Raw genomic sequence first — 24,939 nt, 5'->3', positions numbered from 1 at the left:
GTTTAGTACTATGTCGTTCAATACCGGCCTTAGCGGTCTCAATGCAGCCAACACCGCCCTCAACGTTACCGGCAACAACATTGCCAACGTTGCTACCACCGGCTTCAAAAAGTCGCGCGCCGAATTCGGCGACGTTTACGCCAACTCCCTGTTCCTTGGCAGCTCCAAGAACGGCGTAGGTTCGGGCGTAGCCACGGCTGCGGTTTCCCAGCAGTTCACCCAGGGCACCATCAGCAGCACCGGTGCCAGCCTGGACATGGCTATCAACGGCAACGGCTTCTTCGTGGTCAGCGACAACGGCAACAAGGTGTATACCCGTGCAGGTGCCTTCGGTACCGACAAGGACGGCAACATCGTTGATGCCAGCGGCAACCAGCTGATGGGCTACGGTACCGACTCCAACGGCAAGGTCATCGACGGCGTGCTCACCACGCTCAAGGTGGATACGTCTGCGCTGGCACCCAAGGCGACCGACACCGTTTCAGAAACCATGAACCTGAACTCCAGCGACACCGTTCCGACCGTGACGCCGTTCGATGCCGCCGACACCGACAGCTACAACTACACCTTCAGCACGGACATCTTCGACAGTCAGGGTAACTCCCATACCATGACGCAGTACTTCGTGAAGGACGACACCAACGCCTGGAGCATGTACACCACCGTCGATGGCGTAAACCCGGCAGACCCGTCGTCCACCACGCCGTTCTCGGCCGCCATGACGTTCAACTCCGACGGTAGCCTGGCGACCACCACCAGCAGCGACATGACCGTGGATTCGACCGGCAAGCTGACCATGAGCAACTGGGTCCCGGCGGCCAAGAATGCCAGCGGCGTGATGGCGAGCAACGGTGCTACCGCGGCAACAACTGGCGTGACCCTGGACATGGCCAAAACCTCGTCCTACAACACCACGTCGGCGGTAACGGCCAAATCGCAGGATGGTTATGCCACCGGTAGCTTGTCGTCCCTGTCCATCGACAGCGAAGGCAATATCTTCGGCTCGTACAGCAACGGCGAGTCGAAAACCATCGGCCAGGTGGCGTTGGCGAACTTCAGCAACGTTCAGGGGCTGACTCCGAACGGCAGCACCGGCTGGCGCGAATCGTCCTCTTCCGGTGTGCCGGTGGTTGGCGCGCCGAACAGCGGCACCATGGGTACCTTGACTGCGGGCTCGCTGGAAGACTCCAACGTCGACCTGACCAGCGAATTGGTGAACTTGATCAAGGCGCAGAGCAACTATCAAGCGAACGCCAAGACCATCTCCACCGAAAGCACCATCATGCAAACCATCATCCAAATGACCTGATGCACACGGGGCGGCGCAAGGAGCCGCCGCCCCGGCCGCGGAGCCGCCATGAAAAAGTACGTCCATCTCTTCATGATTTTCCTGACCATGACCGGCGGCCTCGCGGAAGGCGCTACGGCACCGTGGTTCAAGTATCAAAGCTTGAAAACCGGCCAGTTCGTTTGCATGCAGTCGGACCCAGGCGAGGCGTTCCAGCGTTTTGCCGGCCCGTTCCACAACGCCGGTTGCCGCCCGTAACAAGGATTTGCGGGTTGCTGTGGATCTCTGTGGGAAGCGGGCAAAGCTCGCGAAAGAATCAACTACGAATTACGTGGTGCCTTCTTCGCGAGCTTCGCCTTGCGGCTGCGCCCGGCTCCTACACGGTTTATGGTTGCCCTCGTAGCCTTGTGCGCCGCTTCGCCGTCAGCAAATACACGTCGCCACCTTGCCGATCCCGGCAAGGCACCGCCGAAATCTCGGCACTTTTCTTCCGTCGACTTTCTGTCGATCCTCTGAAATGCCCGCCCTAGAGCCTTTGTAGCCGGTTTTATAAACTTGGCCCGCGTATTGCTATATCACTGGTACACAGTTACTCAGCGGCTTCAGCCGCCAAGGAGACGACCATGGATAAAATGCTTTACGTCGCCATGACCGGTGCCAGCCAGAACGCCCTCGCGCAGAAGGCTCACGCCAACAACCTGGCCAACGTGTCCACCAATGGTTTCCAGAAGGACCTCGAGCAAGCGCGTTCCATGCCGGTGTTCGGCGATACCCTGCCGTCCCGTGCCTATGCCATGACCGAGCGCCCGGCCACCGACCTGAGCGGCGGGCCGATGATCTCCACCGGTCGTGACCTCGACGTGGCCGTGGGTGGCGAAGGCTGGATCGCGGTGCAGGCCCCGGACGGTTCGGAGGCCTACACCAAAAGCGCCAGCTTGAACGTCGACGCCCTTGGCGTTTTGCGCACCAGCACCGGCATGGCCGTGCTGGGTAACGGTGGCCCGATCGCCGTGCCGCCGGAAGAACAGATTGAAGTGGGGCAGGACGGCACCATCAGCATTCGCTCGCTCGGCCAGGCGCCGTCGGTGATGGCAGTGGTGGACCGGATCAAGACTGTAAACCCGAAGGCGGCCGACCTCACCAAAGGCACCGACGGCATGATCCACACCAAAAATGGCGAGCCTGCTGCGGTGGACGGCACTGTGCAGATGACCTCCGGTTTCCTGCAGGGCAGCAACGTAAATGCCGTGGATGAAATGACCCAGGTAATGGCGCTTTCCAAGCAGTTCGAGATGCACATCAAAATGATGACGACTGCCAAGGAAGACGATGAAGCTATGGCACGCGTCCTGCAAATGTAAGTGTAACCCACACTTTTATTGACACCACAGGCGACGCAAACCCGGCGCCCGAAGGAGAACACCATGCTTCCAGCACTTTATGTCAGTAAAACCGGCCTGGCTGCTCAGGACACCAACCTGACCACCATTTCGAACAACCTGGCCAACGTTTCTACCACCGGTTTCAAGAAAGACCGTGCCGAGTTCCAGGACCTGCTGTACCAGGTAAAACGCCAGCCGGGTGCTCAATCTACCCAGGACAGCGAACTGCCGTCCGGCCTGCAGTTGGGTACCGGTGTGCGCATCGTCGGCACCCAGAAGAACTTCACTGCCGGTAGCCTGCAAACCACCGACCAGCCGCTGGACATGGCCGTGAACGGTCGCGGTTTCTTCCAGGTGATGCAGCCCGACGGCACCATTTCCTACACCCGTGACGGTACCTTCCACCTGAACTCCGATGGCCAGATCGTCACCGCCAACGGCTTGGCCCTGCAGCCAGCAGTTACCGTACCGGCAGAAGCGCAAACCTTCACCGTCGGCACCGACGGTACCGTTTCGATCACCACCACTGGCAGTGCCACCGCCCAGGTGATCGGCAACATCCAGACGGCCGACTTCATCAACCCGGCCGGCTTGCAGTCCATTGGCGGCAACCAGTACCTGGAAACCGCGGCCAGCGGTGCACCGAACGTGGGTACCCCAGGCTTGAACGGTTTCGGCACCGTGCTGCAGAACACCTTGGAAAACTCCAACGTGAGCACCGTGGAAGAACTGGTGAACATGATCACCACGCAGCGCGCTTACGAGATGAACTCCAAGGTGATCTCCACCGCGGACCAGATGCTGCAGTACGTGACTCAGAACCTGTAATTGATCGCTTCACCGCTTTTACACGCTTGCTCAAACGCCTGAAGGATCAGTTACACCGTGAGGTTGGAGTCATGAATCGTCGTCTGTCTGCTGTGCTGTTGTTGACCGGAGCTGCGTTCCTGGGTGGCTGCATGTCGCCACCCCCCAAGGCGGACGATCCGTACTACGCGCCTGTGTTGCCCCGTACACCCCTGCCGGCAGCGTCCAACAACGGCTCGATCTATCAGGCGGGCTTTGACCAGAACCTGTACACCGACCGCAAGGCGTTCCGTGTGGGTGACATCATCACCATCACCCTGGCCGAGAAAACCTCGGCAAGCAAAAGCGCCAACTCGAAGGTGACCAAGAGCAGCAGCAACAGCATCGGCCTGACGTCGCTGTTCGGCGGCAGCGGGACCACCAACAACCCACTGGGCGGCGGCGACCTGAGCCTGGATGCCGGCTACAGCGGCGACCGTACTACCAATGGCGACGCCAAGGCGGCCCAGGGCAACAGCCTGACCGGTTCGATCACCGTGACCGTGGCTGACGTGCTCCCCAACGGGATCATTTCGGTCCGAGGCGAGAAGTGGCTGACCCTGAACACCGGGCAGGAACTGGTACGTATTGTTGGCCTGGTTCGTGCAGATGACATAGCAACCGACAATACAGTGTCGTCGACCCGAGTGGCCGACGCGCGAATCACCTACTCCGGCACCGGCTCCTTCGCAGAAGCCAGCCAGCCAGGGTGGTTGGACCGGTTCTTCTCCAGCCCGTACTTCCCCTTCTGAGTGCGTATGACCATGTTGAACTTCAAGCAGTTGGTGGCGGCATCCCTGTTGTTCCTGACCGCGTTCGGCGCTCACGCCGAGCGCCTCAAGGACATCGCCAGTATTCAGGGCGTTCGTAGCAACCAGCTGATCGGTTACGGCCTGGTCGTGGGCCTGAGCGGCACCGGTGACATGACCACGCAAACGCCGTTTACCATCCAGACGTTCAACAACATGCTCGCGCAGTTCGGCATCAAGGTGCCTACCGGTACCTCGTCGGCCCAGCTGAAAAACGTCGCCGCAGTGTCGATCCATGCCGACCTGCCGGCGTTCTCCAAGCCCGGCCAGACCATCGACATCACCGTGTCGTCCATCGGTAACTCCAAGAGCCTGCGCGGCGGCAGCCTGTTGATGACCCCGCTCAAGGGTATCGACGGCAACGTGTATGCGATTGCCCAGGGCAACCTGGTGGTGGGTGGTTTTGACGCGGAAGGCAAGGACGGCTCGAAAATCACCGTGAACGTACCCTCGGCTGGCCGGATTCCTGGCGGCGCAACGGTAGAGCGTTCGGTGCCGAGCGGCTTCGATCAAGGCAATTTCCTCACGCTGAACCTTAATCGGCCGGACTTCACCACCGCCAAGCACATCGTGGACAAGGTCAACGAGCTTCTTGGCGCGGGAGTTGCAAGTGCAGTGGACGGGGGATCGGTTCGGGTGACCGCGCCGCTTGATCCCAACCAGCGTGTGGACTACCTGTCGATACTGGAAAACCTTGAAGTAGACCCCGGCCAGGCCATGGCGAAGGTCATCATCAACTCTCGGACCGGCACTATCGTGATCGGCCAGAACGTCAAGGTTACGCCAGCGGCAGTGACTCACGGCAGTTTGACAGTGACGATCACCGAAGACCCGATCGTCAGCCAGCCCGGACCGTTGTCCAATGGCCAGACCGCTGTAGTACCACGCTCGAAGGTCAATGCCGAACAGGAAGCCAAGCCAATGTTCAAGTTCGGCCCCGGAACGACGCTTGATGAGATCGTGCGTGCCGTCAACCAGGTTGGCGCCGCGCCCAGTGACCTGATGGCCATTCTTGAAGCCTTGAAGCAGGCCGGTGCCTTGCAAGCCGACCTGATCGTAATCTGAGGGTGATGCAGCATGGACATGTCTTCTGGCGCCGGTGTGAATTCTTCGGGTACCGATTCGGGTGCCTACACCGACCTTAACCGGTTGAACTCGCTCAAGGTAGGCGATCGCGACAGCGACGCCAACCTGCGCAAGGTTGCACAAGAGTTCGAATCGGTCTTCGTCGGCCAGATGCTCAAGTCCATGCGTTCGGCCAACGATGTGCTGGCCAAGGACAACCCCATGAACACCGAGGCGGTGAAGCAGTACCAGGACATGTACGACCAGCAGCTGTCCGTGAGCCTGTCCCACACCGGCAACGGCATCGGCCTGCAGGACGTACTGATGCGTCAACTGTCCAAGACCAAGGATGCTTCCCACACCGGCAGCAACCCGTTCGCTCGCCCGGACAGCAACCAGCATGCCCTGGGCGCCGTGCGCAACGGTACTGCCGAAGCGAAGTCGGCATCGGCATCGGCACGCAATGACATGGCCATGCTCAACCAGCGCCGCCTGGCCTTGCCCAGCAAGTCGGTGGATCGGCTGCTGGCCGGTATCGTGCCGGGCGAAACCCAGGCTACCCAGGCCAACACGCTGGTGCGTGGCCAGGCGCCGCACGCCAACCTGCTGCACCCGCAGGTCGCCAACCGTATCAACGTGCCGGCCACCGCGCAGAGCAGCGTTGCTGCGGCCGTGGCCAGCAATGCCGCCGCCAGCGGCCAGGCAGCTACCGATACCAGCGACGCCTACGGCGACTGGACCAACACCTATGCCACCGCGCCCAAGGCCAGCAGCGATGCCGCCGGCACCCGCACCCTGGCGCAGGTTCCATTGGCACCGGGCAAGGCGGCATTCGCCAACCACGACGATTTCATCGCGACCATGCTGCCAATGGCCCAGGAGGCTGCGGCGCGCATCGGCGTAGACCCTAAAGTGCTGGTAGCGCAAGCCGCGCTGGAAACCGGCTGGGGTAAATCGGTGCTGCGCCAGAGCGATGGCGGCAGCAGCCATAACCTGTTCAACATCAAGGCCGGCTCCAGCTGGAAAGGCGACACCACGCGCGCTGTTACCGCTGAATACGAAGGCGGGCAGGTGGTCAAGGAAACGGCGCAGTTCCGTAGCTATGACTCCTTCGCCGACAGCTTCCACGACCTGGTAAACCTGCTGCAGAACAACGATCGCTATCAAGATGTTGTGAAGTCTGCCGATAACCCGGAACAGTTTGTAAAAGAGTTGCAGAAGGCTGGTTACGCGACCGACCCGCACTACGCGAGCAAGATCGCTTCCATTGCCAAGCAGCTCGAGAGCTACGAGAACTACGCGTCTAGCGGCTCGTCCACGACTTTATAAGGTTTGAACCATGGCGAATCTGATCAACATCGGTCTGTCGGGGCTGTCTTCCAGCCAGGCCGCGCTGACCACGACCAGTAACAACATCTCCAACGTGGCCACGGCGGGTTACTCGCGCCAGTCCACTGTGAACAGCGCGGGTGCGCTGCAAAGCATTGGTGGTGCCGGTTACGTGGGCACCGGTACAACCTTGGCCGAAGTGCGTCGGATCTACAGCTCCTACCTGCAGAACCAGGTAGCGAGCAGTACCGCCCTGGATTCGGAAGCCAGCACGCTGTCTACCAACGCGGCTACGCTCGACTCTCTGCTGTCGGACAGCAGCACCGGGATCACCTCGGTGTTGTCGGACTTCTTCACCTCGCTGCAAACCGCGGCGGCGTCCCCCAGCGACACCGCTTCGCGCCAGTTGCTGGTCACGGCTGCGTCCACGCTGAGCAATCGCTTCAACACCATTTCCACGCAAATCTCGTCGTCCAATGCCGACGTGAACAGCCAGCTCACCTCGCTCTCCGAGCAGGTCAACACGCTGAGCAAATCCATCGCCTCGCTCAACCAGCAGATCGTCTCGATGTCGGGCACCGGCACGCCGAACAGCCTGCTGGACTCGCGCGACGAAGCCGTGCGCCAGCTCAACGAGCTGGTAGGCGTGACCGTGCAGCAACGCGACGGCCAGTACGATGTGTACCTGGGCACCGGCCAGGCGCTGGTATCGGGCACCTCGTCCAATACCCTCACCGCACAGCCGGGCGCCACCGATCCGTCGTCGTATTCGCTTACCGTGAATTACGCCAGCTACAGCACTGACGTGACCTCCGTGGTCAGCGGTGGCCAGATCGGCGGCCTGCTGCGCTACCGCAGCGAAGTGCTGCAGCCGGCGCAGAACGAACTCGGCCGCCTGGCCATGGTGGTCAGCGATTCGGTCAACACCCAATTGGGCCAGGGCCTGGACGCCAATGGCGACTTCGGCAGCAGCCTGTTCAGCAGCATCAACACGGATGCCGCAGTAGGCAGCCGCAGCGTGGGTGGGTCCAAGAACAGCGCCGGTTCCGGCAACCTGGACGTGACCATCACCGACAGCAGCGCGCTGACGTCCTACAACTATGCGGTGAAGTTCTCCGACGCCAACACTTACACGGTCACGCGTTCGGACGGCACCTCCATGGGCAGCCACACCCTGGACGAAGACCCGGCGCCGAGCATCGATGGCTTTACCCTGGCGCTCAACGGCAACGCACTGAGTGCGGGCGACACCTTTACGGTCACGCCTACCCGTAACGGCTCCAGCCAGATCAAGACCACCATGACCGACGTGTCGAAGCTGGCCTTTGCCGGCCCGCTCGCGGCCACCAGCAGTTCGGGCAACAGCGGTACCGGCAGCGTCACGCAGCCCACGCTGACCACCGAACTGGATGTATACGACTCCGCAGCGCTGGCCAAGGCGCAAAGCGGTATCGAGAACGGCTTGCCGGTCAAGCTGGTGTTCGGCTCGGCCAGCAACGGCAGCCAGGGCTACACCGTTTACAACGCCAGCGGCAGCAGCATCGGCACCGGCACCATCGTGCCAAACCAGACCAACACGCTGAACGTGTCGGTGCCCATGCTGGACGACAGCGGCAACGCCATGGTCGATGCCGACGGCAATGCCATGACCGCCACGTTCCAGATGAACATCAGCGGTTCGCCAGCGGCCAGCGACAGCTACACCGTGGCCTTCAACAGCAACGGCACCTCGGATAACCGCAACGCGACCAACGTAGTCAACTTGCAAAACGCCAAGACGGTGGGTTCTGCGTCTGGTGGCGGCGTGAGCATGACCGGCGCCTACGCCAAGCTGGTGGAAGACGTGGGTGCAAAAGCGGCCCAGGCCAGCAGCGATGCCACTGCCACCGCAGCCGTATTGACGTCCGCCACCACCAGCCGGGATTCCGTCGCGGGTGTGAACCTGGACGAAGAAGCGGCTGACCTGGTCAAGTTTCAGCAGTACTACACGGCGTCCTCGCAGATTATCAAAGCTGCGCAGGAAGTTTTCTCTACCCTGCTCAACGCCTTGTAAGGAGCGGACGACATGCGTATTTCTACCGGCCAGTATTTCGCCAGCAGCAGCAGCACCTACACCAAGAACTTCTCGGACACTGCCAAGACGCAGGACCAGATCAGCTCGGGCCAACGCATCCAGACCGCCTCGGACGATCCCGTTGGCGCGTCCAAGCTGTTACAGCTGCGCCAGCAAAGCTCGGTGCTGGACCAGTACAGCGGCAACATCACCAGCGCCACCAACTCGCTTTCCTCCGAGGAAAGCGTGCTGTCCAACATCACTACCGCCTTGCAGCGCGCCCAGGAACTTGCGATCCAGGGCGGTAACGGCGTGCTGACCGACGACGACCGCAAGTCGCTGGCCAGTGAAGTGTCGCAGATCAAGGAAACCATCTACGGCCTGCTCAACACCAAGGACGCCAACGGGCAGTACATGTTCTCCGGCTCCAAGACCACCACGCAGCCATACACGCTCAACAGCGACGGCACGTACACCTACCAGGGCGACGAGACCCAGCTGAGCCTGCAAGTGTCGGACAACCTGTCGGTTGCCACCAACGACACCGGCTTCAGCATCTTCGATCTGTCCACCAACACCAGCCGCACCCAGACCACGCAAACCGCCCCCGCGACCGTGGACGGCAAGCTGTCGGTGTCCAACGGCCAGATGACCTCGCTCACCAGCTACAACAAGCAGTTTGCCGCCGGCCAGCCGTACACCTTGAACTTCACCAGCAGCAGCCAGTTCACCGTGACCGATGCCGCTGGCAACGACGTGACCGCGCAAACGGGCAGCAAAGGCACCTACGACTACGACAAGGAAGGCGGAGACAGCATCAGCCTGTACGGCGTGAGCTTCTCGGTGAACACCAACGTGGCCAGCGGCGAGAACGCTGACAGCGTGCTGGCGGGCCGTAGCTTCAACCTGCAAGCCACGCCGGACACCATCACCACCAATCGCCTGGCGAGCAACACCTCCACCGCGCAGATGACCGCCGGCGCGGTGACGGATTCGGCCGCCTATACGGCAGGCTTTCCTACCAACGGGGCGATTATCAAGTTCACCAGCGCCACCGATTACCAGGTGTATGCGCAGCCGCTCACCGATACCAGCAAACCGGTATCGAACGGCACCTACGATGGCAGCGGCTCGCTGACCACCACCGGCGTGACCTTCAACATCAGCGGTACCCCGGCGGCCAGCGACCAGTTCACCGTGAGCGCCAATACCCACAGCACGCAGAACGTGCTGGATACGTTGAGCCAGCTGCAAGTCGCGCTGCAAACACCGACCGCCAACGATTCAGCGGCACAGCTTACCCTGCGTAACTCGCTGGAATCGGCGGTGGGTAACCTGCAATCAGCCAGCAACCGCATCGACGTGACGCGTGGTTCGATCGGTGCCCGTGAAAACGCGCTCGATATCCAGAGCTCGCAGATCGAAAGCCTGCAAACCGCGAACGCCACCACGCAATCGCAGATTGGTGACACGGACCTGGCAGAAGCGACCACCCAGCTCACCTTGCAGCAAACCATGCTGCAAGCGGCTCAGTTGTCCTTTGCCAAGATCTCCCAGCTGAGCCTGTTCGACCGGTTGTAAGTGTGAAACCAGGCTAAGCCTGGGCATCAAACCGGCGAACTTCAAAGCCGCCAGCATTGCCTATGCTTCAAAGGGCACTGCTGGCGGCTTTTTTGTTTGTGGACGGTTTCCCGGCACTGCTTTTGCAACATCTGATCACTGGCACCGTTGCCGTCATTTTTCTGGCCGCGCGCAGGCTAAAGCGGCCATAGGGCGAGTTTCTCAATGAAATCGACACCGCTTGTTACCATCGCCGTTCTGGTACAGGACACTACCCATTTCTATCGCGCCCTTCACAGTGCGCTGGGGCAAAACTACCCCAACCTGGAAGTGATCGTCAGCGACAGCTCCGAAGATCCGGAAGTCGCTCGGCTGGTGGAACAGGCTCGCAACCAGACAAAGGTACCGCTGCGCCTGCATACGCATGCCAAGCCCTTGGCTTATCCCGCCGATGTCGCCTGGGCGCTGAACCAGGCGAAGGGGAAGTACATCAAGTTCCTGCACGGGGATGACTGGATGCTGCCCACTCTGGTGTCCCGCCAGGCGCAGGTACTGGATGCCTATCCCGAAGCTGGGATGTGCTCTGCCCAGCGCTGGTTCGCCGACCAGGAGGGCGTACTGCTGCCGCCGCGGGTCGAAAACTTTTCCCTGTTTGCTGAAGACGCGTTGCTGCAAGGCGGCGACGTGTTGTCGTTCTTCGAAGCCTGGCCGCTCAATTTCATCGGCAGCCTGAGCACCACGTTGTTGCGGCGTGACTACCTCAAGCGTGTGGTGCCTGCGTTGGCTGACCCCGAGAGCGAGCTGTTGGTGAATTTCGACCTTGCGCTCTACATCAGCATCCTGCGCCATGGCCATCTGGCCGCGATTGCCCAGCCTCTATGCGCCGAACGTCTCGAGCCCAGCCGGTATGCCGGGGTAGACAGGGAGGGCCGCCTGGATCTTGAAAAGGCCATCGCGGTCCGGCTCATCGCCCAACTGGCCGGTGAGCGCGCGCCGTGGCCAGGTTCGGTGCGGGTACACAACCTGACCCTGCCACCCGTGCCTGAGGCGTCCCGCGAGTACACCGAACTGCCAATGACCCGGCTGTTGCACATCCAGTCGCTGACCTTGGCCGACCGGGTAGGCAGCACGGCAAAAAGCTTCTCGCAGATGTACCAGGAGTGGCTGGCGACCCGTGATTTTTCCCCGGCAGGCAAGGCCTTGCTGGAAGAGCGAGTGGCGGGTTGGCCGGTTCAGCCGCAAATCATGCCGGTGATCCTTGCCCGCGACGGTGCGTCCGGTTTGCAAGCGACCCTCGACAGCCTCGCCGCACAGAGCTACGGCGCCTGTGGCTACCTGATCCTTTCCAGTGCTCACCAAGACCTGGAACAACGAGGCAGTCACCTTTACGCGCCGCTGCAGGCAGATTGGGCGGCGCAGCTCAATGACTTGCTGGTCCAGGTGGAAGGCTTTGACTGGTTCTACCTGCTCGAAGCCGGCGACACCCTCAGCCCCAACGCCTTGCTGCAGCTCGCCGAGCGTGCGGCTACACGCGACGGTGTTCAAGCGATTTACAGCGACGAGGACCGCGCCCAATCCGCACCGGAACCGGTATTCAAGCCTGCGTTCAACCTGGACCTGATGCGCGCCTACCCTTATGTGGGCCGTGCCGTAGCGTTCTCCCGTCAGGGCTTTGCCGATGCCGGCGGCCTGGACGGCGGGGCGGGCGAAGCGGCGGCCGCCGACCTGGTGGTGCGCATGGCGGAGCAGTACGGGCTGGGTGCCATCCATCACATTCCGGACGTGCTGCTGCACGCCGGGCAGCCTTATGCCAGCTGGCTTGCCGAAGACAGCGTGGCCAATGGGCATAATTTCCTGCTGGCGGGTCACCTTGCCCGGCTCGGGCAGGCGTTCGAATGGCGCGCACCGCAAGTGGGTGGCTTCCTGCGGGTGGGTTACCTGCACGAGGCCAGGCCGCGGGTATCCATTCTAGTGTTGAGCCTGGATAACCCCGCCCAGTTGCAGGCGGCGCTGGAGAGCCTGCTGGAAAAAACCGCCTACAGCCAATACGAAGTGCTGGTCGGCATGGACGCGGCCGAATCCACCGCTACCCGAGACTACCTGCATGGGTTGGCGGAGCTGGGTGGCGAGCGTATCCGTGTATTCGAGCAAACCACCGGGCAAGTAAAAGGCGAACGCTACAACGGCCTCGCGCAACAGGCGACAGGCGAGTACCTGCTGCTGCTCAGCGCCGACTGCCGGATAATCGACGCAAACTGGCTCGATGAACTGCTGGCCAATGCCCAGCGGCCCGAGGTTGGCGTTACTGGTGCCAAATTGTTGGGGGCCGATGGGCGGATTGAACACGCCGGGCTGATCCTTGGCATGCGCGGCATCGCCGGCTCGCCGTTCCTGGGCGAAGCGCCCGCCGCGCGGGGCTACTTGCAACGGCTGGTGGTGCCGCAGAACTACAGCGCCGTGAGCCAGCACTGCATGATGATCCGCCGCAGCCTGTTCGATGAGCTAGGCGGGCTCAGCGACGGCCTGTTCGGCGAGCACTGCGCCGACGTCGACTTCTGCCTGCGCGTGGCCGATGCCGGCGCCTTGGTGGTGTGGACCCCCGACGCCGTGCTGGGTTACCGCTCCGCGCCAGAAAACACGCCGCAGTTACGTCCCGGCTTCGACGCGGCCATGGCCCAGGCCTACCGCCAGTGGATGTCGCGCCTGGTGCGAGACCCGGCCTATAACCCCAACCTCACCTTGAGCGGTTCCAGCTTCGGCCTGGACGCAGGCCTGCGTACCGCCTGGCAGCCTTTCGAGCAGCGGCTTCGCCCGCACCTGCTGTGCCTGCCGATCAACCCTGGCGCGGTAGGGCACTACCGTTTGATCCAGCCGTTCCATGAAGTGGAACAGGCCGGCCTGGCCACCGGGTTGGTGTACCACGGCGTGCCATCGCTGATTGAAATGGGCCGGATTCGGCCCGACTCGGTCATCTTCCAGGGGCGCTATAGCGCCAAGGCCGCCGAGGGAATCGAATCCTTCAAGCGTTTTTCGTCCGCCTTCCGTGTATTCGAGCTGGATGACTACCTGCTGGACGTGCCCGGCGCCAACGAGCACAAACGTTTCCTGGCCAAGGAAATCCAATCCTCGCTGCGCCACAGTGTGGGCCTGTGCGATCGGCTGGTGGTATCCACTCAAACCCTCGCCGAGGTGATGGCTGACATGAACGGGGACATTCGCGTGGTGCCCAACATGCTGCCTCCGGAGCGCTGGGTGCACCTGCGCGGCAAGCGCCGTGGTGGCGAGAAGCCCCGCGTGGGCTGGGGCGGTGGCACCAGCCACACCGGAGACCTGTTGCTGATCAGGGACGTGGTAAAGGCGTTGTCGAACGACGTGCACTGGGTGTTCTTCGGCATGTGCCCGGATGAGCTGCGCCCGTACATCCACGAGTACCACGGGACGGTGCCGCTGGAACAATACCCCGCCAAGCTTGCCAGCCTGGACCTGGACCTGGCGGTGGCCCCGCTGGAGCAACACATCTTCAACGACTGCAAGAGCAACCTGCGCCTGCTGGAATACGGCGCCTGCGGCTTCCCCGTGGTGTGCACCGAAACCCGCAGCTACCGCGGCACCTTGCCGGTCACGCTGGTGAGCAGCAACACCACGGAGGAGTGGATTGCCGCCATCCGTTCACACCTGGCCGACCCGGTTGCCAGCGCGGCACAGGGCGACGCATTGCGCGAAGCGATTCATCGCGACTTCATGCTGCACGGGCCAGCGCTGAACCGCTGGCTGGAGGCGTGGACGCCGGGGTAAGCCGCTACGGAAACCTTCGTCAGGCCCCTTTTCCCGACTGCAGGAGCACCCATGGCAACCTTGAATACGGCCCTTCCGATGGATTTCAAGCGCTGGTTGCAGGCGCGTCAGCTGGGCCATGTGCGACAAGGGCGGATCGACACCTACGTTCGCGCCCAGGGCGGTGGGCCCGAGCTGTTGTTGGTGGTCAGCGACCTGGGCAATGATGAACAGCGTTTGCTGCAAACGCTGCACAGTATCGACCGGCAGGCCCCATTGCTGGCCAATGCCACGGTTGTGGTGCTGTCTAGCCGGCCAGGCGTGGGCACTGGCCAGGTCGAAGAGGGCTTTTACTGGATCAGCAGCAGCCACGCCCAGCGCGCCGGGCATCTCAATCAGCTGGTTTGCGAGCTGAACTTCGAATGGTTCCTCGCTCTGGACGCCGGCACGGTGATCAATGCCGATGCGCTCAGCGTGACCCTGCTTGAACTGCTGGGCAAACCTGCATGCCCGGCGATTTTCTGTGATGAAGCCTATAACGACGGCCGCGGCGGGTTGTGGCCCTTGTTACGGGGCAATTTCAATCTCGATCAGCTTTTGAGCGTGCCCGTGGCGATGGCCGGGCACTGGTTGTTCCAGCGCGATGCGCTGGTCGCCATGGACGGCTTTGACGGTGATTTGCCTGCCGCGCTGGAGCTTGACCTGATCCTGCGCTTGATCGAAGCAGGGCAGCAGGGGTTCGGCCATATCAGCGAGCCTCTGGTGATACCGCAAACGCGGTTGCTGGTGTCATGTGAAGATGAGCGCCGCGCGCTGCTGCAACACCTGCAGCGGCGCGGTTACGCCGATGCACGCGTGAGCGAAAGCTCCCCCCGCCATTACCGGTTGCACTACGGTCATGCCCCCGCCCCGGTAGCCGTGCTGATACCGGTGCAAGAACCATTGGCTACGCTCAAGCGCTGCGTCGCCGCCGTGCTGATGGTCACCGGTTATGCCAATTACCACCTGGTGCTGGTGGAAACCGATCGCACCACGCCGGCCCTGCGCGAATGGATGGACGCCATGGCCGGTGAGGGTGAGGGCAGGGTAGTAGCGATCCGCAGCGCTGCACCGCTGCCGATGAACACTGCGATGAATGGGGCGGTAGAGGCGCTGAGCGATGAGTACGTTGTGTTCATCGACCCTGCCTGTGTAGTGGTAGAGGCGGATTGGCTCGAGCTATTGCTGGACCAGGCCATGCGGCCCGAAGTAGGCGCCGTGGGTGGGCGGCGCGTGCAGAGGGGCGAGCGGCTGCAGGAGGTTGGCGTGCGGCTTGGGCTGGAGGGGCCGGCGCAAACGGCTTTGCTCAGCCACGAAGAAGGCCCGATGGATTATTGGCCGGTGCAGCGCAACGTGGTGGCGCTTGCTGGCGCGTGCCTGATGCTGTCTCGGACGATTTTCCGCCAGGTGGGCGGGTTCGATGAAACGCGCTTCCAGCAACGCTGGGCAGATACCGATCTGTGCCTGAAGCTGCATTGGGCAGGCTACCTGAACGTATGGGCGCCACAGGCCTGGCTGGCGTTGACCGAACCGGCGCGCCAGCCCTTGGTCGAGGCCAGTGCTGACGAACACGCCATGTACGAGCAGTGGGGCGCCTCGATGGGGCGCGACCCCACCGCCAGCTATCTCTATACGCTGCGCGGCGACGGCTTCGAGTTCGACCCCGATCCGCAAGTCACTTGGCGGCCATTGGCGTTCGCCGGATTGCCGGTGGTGATCGGCGGCGGCGAGCCAGGCGGTTCCGACCCGAGGATCGTGCAGCCGCTGGAAGCGTTGCGCCACGCCGGGCGCCTTGAAGGCGGCCTTACCCCCTATGCCTTGAAAGTGAGCGAATGGCTGCGGCTGGTGCCAGGTTCCGTGGTGTTGCCATTTAACGCAGGCAGTGATTTGGGCCTGGACGCTGCTCGCGCTCAGATAGCCCCCTGCCGGGTCTGCGATCTGTCTGCGGCGAGTGACAGCGACCTGCAACCCGAAGCGCTGCGTGAGGCCTTGGCCGGTTACGACAAAGTGGTGGTGGCCACGCCCGAACAGGCAGAGCGGGTTGCCGTTAGCCACCCTCGTATCCACGTTCTGCCGGCGTGCCTGCCGCCTGCCCTATGGCGCGACCTGCCATTGCCATCGACGAGCGCTGGCATGCCCCGGGTAGGGTTGGTATGCGCTCAGGATCAAAGCCTTGACCTTGAGGTGCTTTGCACCCTGTTCGAACGGTTTGCGGGGCGGGTGCAATGGGTGGTTGTCGGCGAAGCGCCACATGAACTGCGCCCGTGGGTAACCGAGCATCATCCAATCGTGACGCCACGCTACGCTGGGCAGTTGGCTACCCTTGGCCTGCATGTGGCGCTCGTGGCACTGGCACGCAGCTTCGGCGCGCTGGCCGCGGCGGAACAACGGACCCTGGAACATGCCGCCTGCGGCAGTGCCGTTATCGGCAGCCACGCGTCGGCTTGGCCGATTGCCAAGGTACAACACAGCGTCGAGGGTTACAGCGCGGCGCTTGAGGCTTGGCTGGGCGATCTTTCGGGGCGCGAAGCGGCCGGCCAGGCCCTGCACGCGCGGGCCATGGCCGAAGGGCTGCTGGAAGGGCCGCAGGCCGAGCGCTGGTTGGCCGCCTGGGGGCCGTTGATAGGGTAAACCGGGGGGGCGGCCTTCCGGCAGGGCCCGGGAATGTTCGGGGGCTTCGCCACTTCCCACAGGGTTAGAGGCCTCCTACAGGCGCTTCAGCTCATCGCGGATCAGCGTGGAGGAAATGTGCTCGGTGCGAGGCAGGTACACCACCTCACAGGCGGGCTTGAGGAAGTCGAATTTGCCCTCCCAGTCATCGCCCATCACAAATACGTCCACGTTGTAACGTTGAACGTCTGCCAATTTCTGGTCCCAGTCGCCTTCGGGGAACACCATGTCCACATAGCGAACGGCCTCGAGCACGATGCGTCGATTGTCGAAATCCAATAGCGAGCTTTTGTGCTTGAGCGCGTTGAACGCGTCGGTCGAGAGGCCGACGATCAGTTGGTCTCCCAAGGCTTTGGCGCGGGCAAGCAACCGGATGTGCCCGGCGTGCAGCACATCGAACGTGCCATACGTGAGTACGGTTTTCATGGCTGCGCCTCGGCCAACAAACGCTCTACCAGGCGGTGGGTATTTTTGTCATCCAGGTGCTCGAAGAACATTTTGCGCTTGTGGGCGTATACCAGCGGATGTTCCGTCTGCTCGTCGCTCAGGGTGCTCTCCAACGCAGCCAGCAGCGTAGGGAAGTCCTCACAGATCGGGCCCGGGAACACGTCCTCGAGGTTGTAGAACATGCCCCGTTCCTGGCCAGCGTACTGAGCGCGATCGAACGCGAAGCAAATTTCCGGCCGACCAGTGAGCATGAAGTCGATGAAGCAGCTGGAATAATCGGTAATCAGTACATCGGCTTCCCGGTACAGCACTTCAATTTCGGCGTACGCCTCGCGGCCCAGGCTGGTAAACGGGCCTTCCTCGGCCATGAGCGCTGCCGAATAGCTGTGCGCTCGGTCCGCCATGTGTTCGCGAATACCCATCACCGCATTGTGGCGCTCCAGGCAGGCCACGAGTTGATCGCGTTGTTCAGGCGTGAAGCGGTAATAGGCTGCGGCCTGGCCGTTGCGGAAGGTAGGCGCGAACATCACCAGCCGGCGCCCCTGCAGCTCGGCGCGTAGCCGGATCAGTTGTTCGGTGAAATCTTCGGGCAAGCGCTGCTCGTCACACATAACAACGTCGTTGCGTGGCAGGCCTGTGATCCAGATCTTGTCCATGGGCAGCGGATGGAACGCCGCCGTCATCGCCAGCTGGTCCATGCGCGACGAAGCGATTACGGCATGATGCCGCGCATGCTCGCGCAGCAGGTTCTCCCGGTGAGGCGCGTTGTCCAGTGAAGTGATCCCGATACGCTTGAGCGGAATCCCATGCCACAGGTTAATGAAGCGGTGCCGGCTGGCATCCAGCGGATAGGGCGCATTCACTGCGGCGGAGTGCTTGACGAAGATGTAACCCGCGGCGATCAGCGCTTCCTGCCCTTCGCGGCTTGCCAGCGCAATGACGTCTACGTTCTCTCCGGGAAGGTCCACGGCCTTGCTACGGGTGAGCACTACTTTGCGAATGTCCGGGCGGTAGCGCACAGCTTCGAACACTGCGCGATCATTGCCGGTCAACAAATGGTCAAAGGCGCATACCGGGAATGCCCATACCTTGCCGTCCTGCGCCGTGGCACGGTCCTGAGCGATGAACTGTTCGGTGGTGAGCACGGGGCGGGGTTTACTGGCAACTGCTGCGGCGCTTTTGCGTGCAGCGCGAATGATGTAATGCGTGGGCCGGGCATCGGCGATGGCCATGTCCACATTCAGCCCGGCAGCCTTGGCAATCTGCCCGATCAGCGGCAAGAAGGTATCGCTCAGCGGGTTAGCGGGGGCATGGGGATGCCCTTCAGCCAGTTCGAAACCGGTGGAATCGAGCAGCTCAAGCAGTGTTTCACGGGTGAACCAACGCAGCCGGGAGCGGTGCAGCAAACCTTCGTCCTGGTAACTGAAAGCGCCTGCGGCCAACTTCACCTGCAAGGACCAATGCTGCGCGTTGGGCATGCACATCACTACGCTGCCATTGTCAGGCAAATGCTCAGCGATGTTCTGGAGCAATGCCCAGGGGTCGGCCACTTGAGTCAAGGCTTCGCCCAATACCCAGCATTGGTGAGTGTTGTGTTCGAGGAAAAACAGCCCGTTCAGGTTAGCGAGGTCCGTCAACTCCACGCTGTCACACACCGCCTGGGCTTGCGTATACACCGCCTGATCAGCTGTGACGCAGGTATAGCGCACCTGCGGTTCGGCTTGTTTCACTCGACGCGCCAGAGCGGCAGAGGCAGCGGCAACTTCAATAACAGAGGTCACACCGGCGGGAATCGCTTCCATACAGTGTGCGGTGAGTTCGTCTGAAAGCGGCTGGCCGTACATTGATCTACCTTTGCAAAGACTGGGCGGGCGAAACGAAGCATTTTTGACGCTTAAGCAGGTGATTCATGAAACATGCCAAAAGTTCGTACATTCGCTTGAGCCGGGTAGCCATGTGGGCAGACCTCGCAGGCCTGCCACTCGTCGCCCGCTTGGCCTGCATATTGCTCCAAACTCCTGTAACGAGGTTGCGGTCAAAAAACCGTCTGCCCACTACACGGCTCCGGAAAATAAGGCATCGCTATGTTCGACGGTAAATCCTTGCTTATCACCGGCGGCACCGGCTCCTTTGGTCGTCACTTCATTCGCCGTTTGCTCGAGCAGTATCAGCCGCGCCGGGTGGTGGTGTTTTCCCGCGACGAGCTTAAGCAATACGAAATGCAGCAAACGTTCGATGCGCCGTGCATGCGTTACTTCCTGGGAGACGTGCGCGATGCCGAGCGCTTGCGCACGGCCATGCGCGGCGTGGATTACGTGATTCACGCCGCAGCGCTGAAGCAGGTGCCTGCGGCGGAATACAACCCCGGCGAATGCATTCGCACCAACGTCACCGGTGCGGAGAATGTGATTGCCGCGGCGATAGAAAACCACGTCACCCAGGTGGTGGCGCTCTCGACCGACAAGGCAGCCAGCCCGATCAACCTCTACGGCGCAACCAAGCTGCTGTCGGACAAGCTGTTCGTCGCGGCCAATAACATTGCCGGCGATCAAGCCACGCGTTTTGCGGTAGTACGCTACGGCAACGTGGCCGGCTCGCGGGGTTCGGTGGTGCCGTTTTTCCGCAAGTTGCTGGCCGAAGGCGCACCAGACATGCCGATTACCGATGCGCGCATGACCCGCTTCTGGATCACACTCGACCAGGGCGTGCAGTTTGTGCTGGACAGCTTTGCGCGCATGCATGGCGGTGAAATCTTTGTGCCGAAGATCCCCTCGATCCGCATTGTGGACCTCGCCTCGGCGCTGGCGCCGGGCTTGCCCCAGCGCGTAGTTGGCATACGCCCCGGTGAGAAGCTTCACGAATTGATGGTGCCGCAGGACGACGCCCGCATGACCCTTGAGTTCGCCGACCATTTCACCATCCAGCCCTCGGTGCGCTTCACCAGCGTGGACGTGGACCTGGCCGTGGATGGCTTGGGCGAGCGCGGCGTGCCGGTGGACGAAGCCTTCGAATACCGCTCTGACACCAACCCCGAGTTCCTCGACGTGGCGCAGATTGCCAAGCTGCACGCAGGGTTGCCAGCATGATTCCCTATGGCCGGCAGAGCGTGGACGAGGCTGATATCGAGGCCGTGGTGCAGGTGCTGCGCTCGGACTGGCTCACCCAGGGCCCGGCCATCGAGCGGTTCGAAGCGGCCATGGCGACCCGTTGCGCCACCGATCATGGCGTGATGGTGTGCAATGCAACTGCGGCGCTGCACATCGCTTGTCTCGCAGCAGGGCTGGGGCCGGGGGACTGGCTGTGGACCAGCCCGAACACGTTTCTGGCCTCCGCCAACTGCGGCCTGTATTGCGGGGCACGGGTGGATTTCGTCGACATCGACCCGCTCACCTGGAACCTCAGCGCCGATGCCCTGGCGCTCAAGCTGGAAATCGCCGAGCGGGAAGGGCGCCTGCCCAAGGTGGTGGTGGCCGTAGCCTTTGCTGGCCAGAGCTGCGACATGGCGGCCATTGCCCGGCTGGCCGAGCGCTACGGCTTTACCTTGATTGAAGATGCCTCCCACGCGGTGGGTGCCCAGTACGGCGGGCAGCCGGTGGGTAGTGGTGAATTCGCGGACATGACGGTGTTCAGCTTTCATCCGGTGAAAATCATCACCACCGCCGAAGGCGGCATCGTGATGACTCGCCACACTGAGCTGGCCGAACGCCTGCGTCGCCTGCGCAGCCACGGCATGACGCGTGACCCGGCCATGATGAGTGAGCCCAGCCACGGCCCTTGGTACTACCAACAGGTGGAACTGGGCTTCAACTACCGTGCTACCGATATTCAGGCGGCGCTAGGGGTATCGCAACTGGCGCGGCTCGATGGTTTTCTGGCTCGCCGCCGGGCGCTGGCCGCTGCCTACGATCAGGCTTTGAGTGGCCTGGGCGTGCAGCTCCCGGCTCGGCAGGCGGGCGCCGAGTCAGCCTGGCACCTGTATGTGGTACGCATTGCCGAGCGCCGCGACGAGGTGTTCGCCGCATTGCGGGCTGCCGGCGTAGGCGTGAACGTGCACTACATTCCGGTGCACCTGCAGCCGTTCTATCGGCAGATGGGTTTTGCCCCCGGCGATTTCCCGGAAGCAGAAGCGTACTACGCACAGGCGTTGAGCCTGCCCTTGTACCCCGGGCTGACCGAGGCCGAACAACATTACATCGTCAACGCGCTATCCGATGCGCTGGCATAAGCGGAGGGTTCGGTGACCACGGTAGCGATCATTCCCGCGCGGGGCGGCAGCAAGCGGATTGCGGGCAAGAACCTGCGGCTGTTCAATGGCCTGCCGATGATCGCCTGGTCGATCCGCGCCGCTCGCCAGGCCAGCTGTTTCGACCGCATTGTGGTGAGCACCGATGACCCTGCCATTGCCGACCTGGCAATAGCCGAAGGGGCAGAGGTGCCATTCATACGGCCTGCCGAACTGGCAGACGACTACACCGGCACGGTGCCGGTGATTGCGCATGCATTGAGTGAACTGCCAGGCGCCACATTGGCCTGCTGCCTGTACGCTACCGCGCCGCTGGTGCAGCCGCGTTTCCTTCGCGAGGGCCTGGCGCTGCTACGGGCCAACCCTGCCAGGAGCTATGCGTTTTCGGTGTGCAGCTTTCCTTTTCCCGTGCAGCGCGCTCTGGTGCTCGATGACAGCGGCGCGCTGACCGCGCTGTATCCCGAATACCGGCACACACGTTCCCAGGACCTGCCCGAAGCGTATCAGGACGCCGGCCAGTTTTACTGGGGGCGCCGCGAAGCCTGGCTGCGCGGTGATACGTTGTTCTCGCCGTGCAGCGTGCCGGTGACCTTGCCCAGGTACCTGGTTCAGGACATCGATACCGAAGAAGACTGGAAGCGCGCCGAATACCTTCACCAGGCGCTGCGGGCCGCCGGGGAAATAGACGCGTGAATGTCCTCTTTCGCGCCGACGCCTCCAGCCAGATCGGCGTAGGGCACATCGCTCGCTGCCTTACCTTGGCCTCGGTGCTGCGTGAGCGTGGCGCCACCGTCAGCTTCGCGTGCCGCACCTTGCCGGGCTTCGACCCTGCGATAGTGCGCGGGCAGGGTTTCGCGCTGGTTGAAGTGCCGGAAGATGCAGATGACCTGGCCGCGCTCGCCGGCCGCGGGTTCGACTGGCTGGTGGTGGATCATTACGGCCTTGAACGCACCTGGGAGCGCGCCGCGCGTGCGGTCGCCCGGCGTATCGCGGTGATAGACGACCTGGCCAACCGTACACACCATGCAGACCTATTGCTCGACCAGAACCTCACCGCCAGCGAAGCGGCCTACGAACCGCTGCTCAATGCTGGCTGCGAGCGCGTGCTGGGCCCTCGATATGCGCTGCTTCGCCCGGAATTTGCAGCGCCCACCCGGCCCAAGCCCGCGCAAGCGCGCCATGTGCTAGTGAGCTTTGGCGGCTTCGACGTAGCGGGTATGGCACTCAAAGCCCTGGAGGCGCTGGCGCCGTTCCCGGAGCTGCGAGTCACTTTGCTGGCGGGTCACGGCCACCCTCAACGTGATCGGCTCCAGGCCTATGCGCTGCAACACCCTCACTGGCAGGTGCTTGATTACAGCCCGAACATGGCCGCCCTGATGCGCGACGCAGACCTGTTCCTCGGCGCTGGCGGCGGCACAACCTGGGAGCGCGCCGCGTTGGGCGTGCCCAGCCTGTGCGTGGCCGTGGCGGATAATCAGGTGAACAACGCCGAAGCGTTGGCACGAGAGGGCGCCCATGTGTACCTGGGCGAAGCGTCCAGCGTGAGCGTGGGCGCATTGAGCGCGGCCATCGCTTTGCTGATCGCCAACGCACCGCTACGCCACAGCCTGGCCGAACGTGCGCGTCGGCTGGTGGACGGCCGCGGTGCGCAGCGGGTTGCTACGTGCCTGCTCGGCCCGTTGTTGCACTTGCGCCCTGCCACAGAAGCGGACGCTCAGTTGCTGTTCGAGGGGCGCAACGCTGACGCCGTGCGGCAGGCCTCTTACGACACCCGCCCGCTGGATTGGCCCCTGCACCTGACCTGGCTATATGGCACCCTCGCCGACCCGGCGCGCGCGCTGTTCATCGGCGAAGCGGGCGGGCGGGCGGTCGGTATGTTGCGCTACGACCGCCATCCCACCGAGCCGGGGCGGGCAGAGGTGTCCCTTTATCTCTTCCAAGCCTGCCTGGGCCTGGGTTGGGGGCGCTGGCTGTTGCGCGCGGGCGAAGCCTGGTTGCTGGGCCATTGGCCCGACGTGGTTCGCGTCGACGCGGCGGTGCTACCCCATAACAGCGCCTCGCTACACCTGTTTCGCCTGGCCGGGTTCACCCAGCAGGTGTGTGAATTCACCCGAGCATTGGAGCATCGGCATGATCAAGATCGGCCATAGGGCCATTGGCCCCGAAAGCCCCCCGTTGGTGATCGCTGAAATGAGCGGCAACCATAACCAGTCCCTGGACCGTGCCCTGGCCATCGTCGATGCTGCCGCCGACGCCGGCGCGCACGCCCTCAAACTGCAAACCTATACCGCCGACACCATGACCCTGGACCTGGATGAAGGTGAGTTTCACATCGCCGACCCGGACAGCCTGTGGGCGGACACCTCGCTCTATGCCTTGTACCAGCAGGCCCACACGCCTTGGGAATGGCACGCGTCGATTTTCGAGCGGGCCAGGGCCAGGGGCATGCTCGCGTTTTCGTCCCCCTTCGACGAAACGGCCATCGATTTTCTCGAAACACTCGATGTGCCGGCCTACAAGATTGCCAGCTTTGAAAACACCGACCTGCCGCTTATCCGCCGCGCCGCTGCGACTGGCAAGCCTCTGATCATTTCCACCGGCATGGCCAGCCTTGCCGAACTGGAGCTGTCGGTACGGGCCGCACGGGAAGCGGGGTGCCGGGATCTGATCCTGCTCAAGTGCACCAGCACCTACCCTGCCACGCCGCAGAACACCCACCTGCGCACGCTGCCCCACCTGCGCGAGTTGTTCGGCTGTGAAGTGGGCTTGTCGGACCACACCATGGGTGTGGGTGCCAGCGTGGCTGCGGTTGCGCTGGGGGCGACTGTCGTTGAAAAACATTTCACCCTCAGCCGCGCCGCTGGCGGAGTGGATGCCAGCTTCTCCCTGGAACCTGCGGAGCTTGCCAGCCTGGTGACCGAAACAGAGCGCGCCTGGCAGGCCATGGGGCAGGTGCACTACGGGCCCACCACGGCCGAACAGAAATCCCTGGTGTTCCGCCGTTCGCTTTATGTAGTGAAAGACATGGCGCCCGGTGAGCCCTTCAGTCGGGACAACCTGCGCGCCATCCGCCCCGGCCTGGGCCTGGCGCCGCGGCACATCGACGGCGTGCTGGGCCGCAGCGCCCGCCAGCCGATCAAGCGCGGCACGCCACTGGCGTGGGGGTTGATAGACTGAATGAAGCAGGTTTTACGGGCTGGACCGCGGGTTTGTAGGACCGGTTGGAGCCTTAGGCGGAAACCGGGAACGAGCGCTCACAGTCCGCTTCGCGAGCTCCGCCCGTTGGCTACGGCTCACATGGCCATTCGCCAATCAGGAACGTTCGTGCAAATTACATCCGCCTCGCGTGACCTGCCGGTCATTTTGCGCATCTCCACAATATTGTAACCTGAGGCCCTGGCGCGCTCTGGCTGCCTGCAGCCCGCAGCCTTTAT

At 62.6% G+C, this 24,939-nt stretch carries 18 protein-coding genes; 16 read left to right on the top strand and 2 right to left on the bottom strand.

The features are described from left to right. Nucleotides 1-10: 10 nt before the first annotated feature. The 11 genes from flgE to AC3Z8Y_RS16585 all read left to right on the top strand — a co-directional run bounded on the left by flgE (nt 11) and on the right by AC3Z8Y_RS16585 (nt 16,776). Nucleotides 11-1,309: a flagellar hook protein FlgE gene (flgE, locus tag AC3Z8Y_RS16635; RefSeq protein ID WP_490086770.1), complete on the top strand. Its 1,299-nt coding sequence runs from the start codon at nt 11-13 to the stop codon at nt 1,307-1,309. 48 nt (nt 1,310-1,357) lie between these two features. Continuing rightward, nucleotides 1,358-1,546 carry a hypothetical protein gene (locus AC3Z8Y_RS16630; protein WP_490086769.1) on the top strand — a complete coding sequence of 63 codons (189 nt, stop codon included), beginning with the start codon at nt 1,358-1,360 and terminating at the stop codon, nt 1,544-1,546. A gap of 365 nt (nt 1,547-1,911) precedes the next feature. Continuing rightward, on the top strand, nt 1,912-2,649 hold the full coding sequence (locus tag AC3Z8Y_RS16625) for a flagellar basal body rod protein FlgF (RefSeq protein ID WP_225772728.1): 738 nt from the start codon (nt 1,912-1,914) through the stop codon (nt 2,647-2,649). Between the two features lie 63 nt (nt 2,650-2,712). Next, nucleotides 2,713-3,498: a flagellar basal-body rod protein FlgG gene (gene flgG, locus AC3Z8Y_RS16620; protein WP_490086768.1), complete on the top strand. Its 786-nt coding sequence runs from the start codon at nt 2,713-2,715 to the stop codon at nt 3,496-3,498. Nucleotides 3,499-3,569: 71 nt separating this feature from the next. Then, nucleotides 3,570-4,268 carry a flagellar basal body L-ring protein FlgH gene (gene flgH, locus AC3Z8Y_RS16615; protein WP_490086767.1) on the top strand — a complete coding sequence of 233 codons (699 nt, stop codon included), beginning with the start codon at nt 3,570-3,572 and terminating at the stop codon, nt 4,266-4,268. A gap of 12 nt (nt 4,269-4,280) precedes the next feature. Beyond that, complete coding sequence (locus AC3Z8Y_RS16610) at nt 4,281-5,390, top strand: flagellar basal body P-ring protein FlgI (RefSeq protein WP_181111781.1); 1,110 nt, start codon at nt 4,281-4,283, stop codon at nt 5,388-5,390. Nucleotides 5,391-5,402: 12 nt separating this feature from the next. Continuing rightward, entirely contained in the window at nt 5,403-6,719 is a 1,317-nt protein-coding gene (gene flgJ / locus AC3Z8Y_RS16605; RefSeq protein WP_490086766.1) for a flagellar assembly peptidoglycan hydrolase FlgJ, read from the top strand. Nucleotides 6,720-6,729: 10 nt separating this feature from the next. Continuing rightward, nucleotides 6,730-8,772, top strand: a complete 2,043-nt coding sequence (gene flgK, locus AC3Z8Y_RS16600) for a flagellar hook-associated protein FlgK (RefSeq protein ID WP_490086765.1) — start codon at nt 6,730-6,732, stop codon at nt 8,770-8,772. 12 nt (nt 8,773-8,784) lie between these two features. Continuing rightward, nucleotides 8,785-10,353, top strand: coding sequence for a flagellar hook-associated protein 3 (locus AC3Z8Y_RS16595; RefSeq protein WP_490086764.1), 1,569 nt, complete (start codon nt 8,785-8,787; stop codon nt 10,351-10,353). A 204-nt stretch (nt 10,354-10,557) separates the two neighbouring features. Next, entirely contained in the window at nt 10,558-14,127 is a 3,570-nt protein-coding gene (locus AC3Z8Y_RS16590) for a glycosyltransferase (protein ID WP_490086763.1), read from the top strand. 51 nt (nt 14,128-14,178) lie between these two features. Then, nucleotides 14,179-16,776 carry a glycosyltransferase gene (locus tag AC3Z8Y_RS16585; protein WP_490086762.1) on the top strand — a complete coding sequence of 866 codons (2,598 nt, stop codon included), beginning with the start codon at nt 14,179-14,181 and terminating at the stop codon, nt 16,774-16,776. Between the two features lie 75 nt (nt 16,777-16,851). Here the strand turns inward: AC3Z8Y_RS16585 and tagD are convergent, their stop codons facing one another. Beyond that, nucleotides 16,852-17,241 (bottom strand): glycerol-3-phosphate cytidylyltransferase, encoded by a 390-nt coding sequence (gene tagD / locus AC3Z8Y_RS16580; RefSeq protein ID WP_490086761.1) that lies wholly within the window; start codon nt 17,239-17,241, stop codon nt 16,852-16,854. Further along, nucleotides 17,238-18,992 carry a CDP-glycerol glycerophosphotransferase family protein gene (locus AC3Z8Y_RS16575; RefSeq protein ID WP_490086760.1) on the bottom strand — a complete coding sequence of 585 codons (1,755 nt, stop codon included), beginning with the start codon at nt 18,990-18,992 and terminating at the stop codon, nt 17,238-17,240. The genes tagD and AC3Z8Y_RS16575 overlap by 4 nt, the downstream gene beginning before the upstream one ends. Before the next feature lie 354 nt (nt 18,993-19,346). Between AC3Z8Y_RS16575 and pseB the strand changes: the two genes are divergently transcribed. Genes pseB through pseI form a run of 5 tightly spaced genes read left to right on the top strand, consistent with a single transcriptional unit; the run spans nt 19,347 to nt 24,682 of the window. Continuing rightward, a complete protein-coding gene (pseB, locus tag AC3Z8Y_RS16570; RefSeq protein ID WP_490086759.1) occupies nt 19,347-20,348 on the top strand; it encodes a UDP-N-acetylglucosamine 4,6-dehydratase (inverting) in 1,002 nt (333 codons plus the stop codon). Then, nucleotides 20,345-21,487 (top strand): UDP-4-amino-4,6-dideoxy-N-acetyl-beta-L-altrosamine transaminase, encoded by a 1,143-nt coding sequence (gene pseC / locus AC3Z8Y_RS16565; protein WP_490086758.1) that lies wholly within the window; start codon nt 20,345-20,347, stop codon nt 21,485-21,487. Before pseB ends, pseC begins: the two co-directional genes overlap by 4 nt. A 12-nt stretch (nt 21,488-21,499) precedes the next feature. Then, nucleotides 21,500-22,198, top strand: coding sequence for a pseudaminic acid cytidylyltransferase (gene pseF, locus AC3Z8Y_RS16560; RefSeq protein ID WP_490086757.1), 699 nt, complete (start codon nt 21,500-21,502; stop codon nt 22,196-22,198). Then, nucleotides 22,195-23,655, top strand: a complete 1,461-nt coding sequence (gene pseG, locus AC3Z8Y_RS16555; protein ID WP_490086756.1) for a UDP-2,4-diacetamido-2,4,6-trideoxy-beta-L-altropyranose hydrolase — start codon at nt 22,195-22,197, stop codon at nt 23,653-23,655. The genes pseF and pseG overlap by 4 nt, the downstream gene beginning before the upstream one ends. Next, complete coding sequence (gene pseI / locus AC3Z8Y_RS16550; RefSeq protein WP_490090021.1) at nt 23,630-24,682, top strand: pseudaminic acid synthase; 1,053 nt, start codon at nt 23,630-23,632, stop codon at nt 24,680-24,682. The genes pseG and pseI overlap by 26 nt, the downstream gene beginning before the upstream one ends. Nucleotides 24,683-24,939 lie beyond the last annotated feature (257 nt).

It is taken from the genome of Pseudomonas sp. 3MAES_34.3B, assembly GCF_058145875.1.
Note: the sequence above shows the minus strand (reverse complement) of the source record. Positions and strands in the feature narration are given on the sequence as shown.

What these genes read in the sequence shown, in the direction of transcription:
- flgE (WP_490086770.1), top strand. Translation starts at nt 11, where the DNA reads ATGTCGTTCAATACCGGCCTTAGCGGTCTCAATGCAGCCAACACCGCC.
- AC3Z8Y_RS16630 (WP_490086769.1), top strand. Translation starts at nt 1,358, where the DNA reads ATGAAAAAGTACGTCCATCTCTTCATGATTTTCCTGACCATGACCGGC.
- AC3Z8Y_RS16625 (WP_225772728.1), top strand. Translation starts at nt 1,912, where the DNA reads ATGGATAAAATGCTTTACGTCGCCATGACCGGTGCCAGCCAGAACGCC.
- flgG (WP_490086768.1), top strand. Translation starts at nt 2,713, where the DNA reads ATGCTTCCAGCACTTTATGTCAGTAAAACCGGCCTGGCTGCTCAGGAC.
- flgH (WP_490086767.1), top strand. Translation starts at nt 3,570, where the DNA reads ATGAATCGTCGTCTGTCTGCTGTGCTGTTGTTGACCGGAGCTGCGTTC.
- AC3Z8Y_RS16610 (WP_181111781.1), top strand. Translation starts at nt 4,281, where the DNA reads ATGTTGAACTTCAAGCAGTTGGTGGCGGCATCCCTGTTGTTCCTGACC.
- flgJ (WP_490086766.1), top strand. Translation starts at nt 5,403, where the DNA reads ATGGACATGTCTTCTGGCGCCGGTGTGAATTCTTCGGGTACCGATTCG.
- flgK (WP_490086765.1), top strand. Translation starts at nt 6,730, where the DNA reads ATGGCGAATCTGATCAACATCGGTCTGTCGGGGCTGTCTTCCAGCCAG.
- AC3Z8Y_RS16595 (WP_490086764.1), top strand. Translation starts at nt 8,785, where the DNA reads ATGCGTATTTCTACCGGCCAGTATTTCGCCAGCAGCAGCAGCACCTAC.
- AC3Z8Y_RS16590 (WP_490086763.1), top strand. Translation starts at nt 10,558, where the DNA reads ATGAAATCGACACCGCTTGTTACCATCGCCGTTCTGGTACAGGACACT.
- AC3Z8Y_RS16585 (WP_490086762.1), top strand. Translation starts at nt 14,179, where the DNA reads ATGGCAACCTTGAATACGGCCCTTCCGATGGATTTCAAGCGCTGGTTG.
- tagD (WP_490086761.1), bottom strand. Translation starts at nt 17,241, where the DNA reads ATGAAAACCGTACTCACGTATGGCACGTTCGATGTGCTGCACGCCGGG.
- pseB (WP_490086759.1), top strand. Translation starts at nt 19,347, where the DNA reads ATGTTCGACGGTAAATCCTTGCTTATCACCGGCGGCACCGGCTCCTTT.
- pseC (WP_490086758.1), top strand. Translation starts at nt 20,345, where the DNA reads ATGATTCCCTATGGCCGGCAGAGCGTGGACGAGGCTGATATCGAGGCC.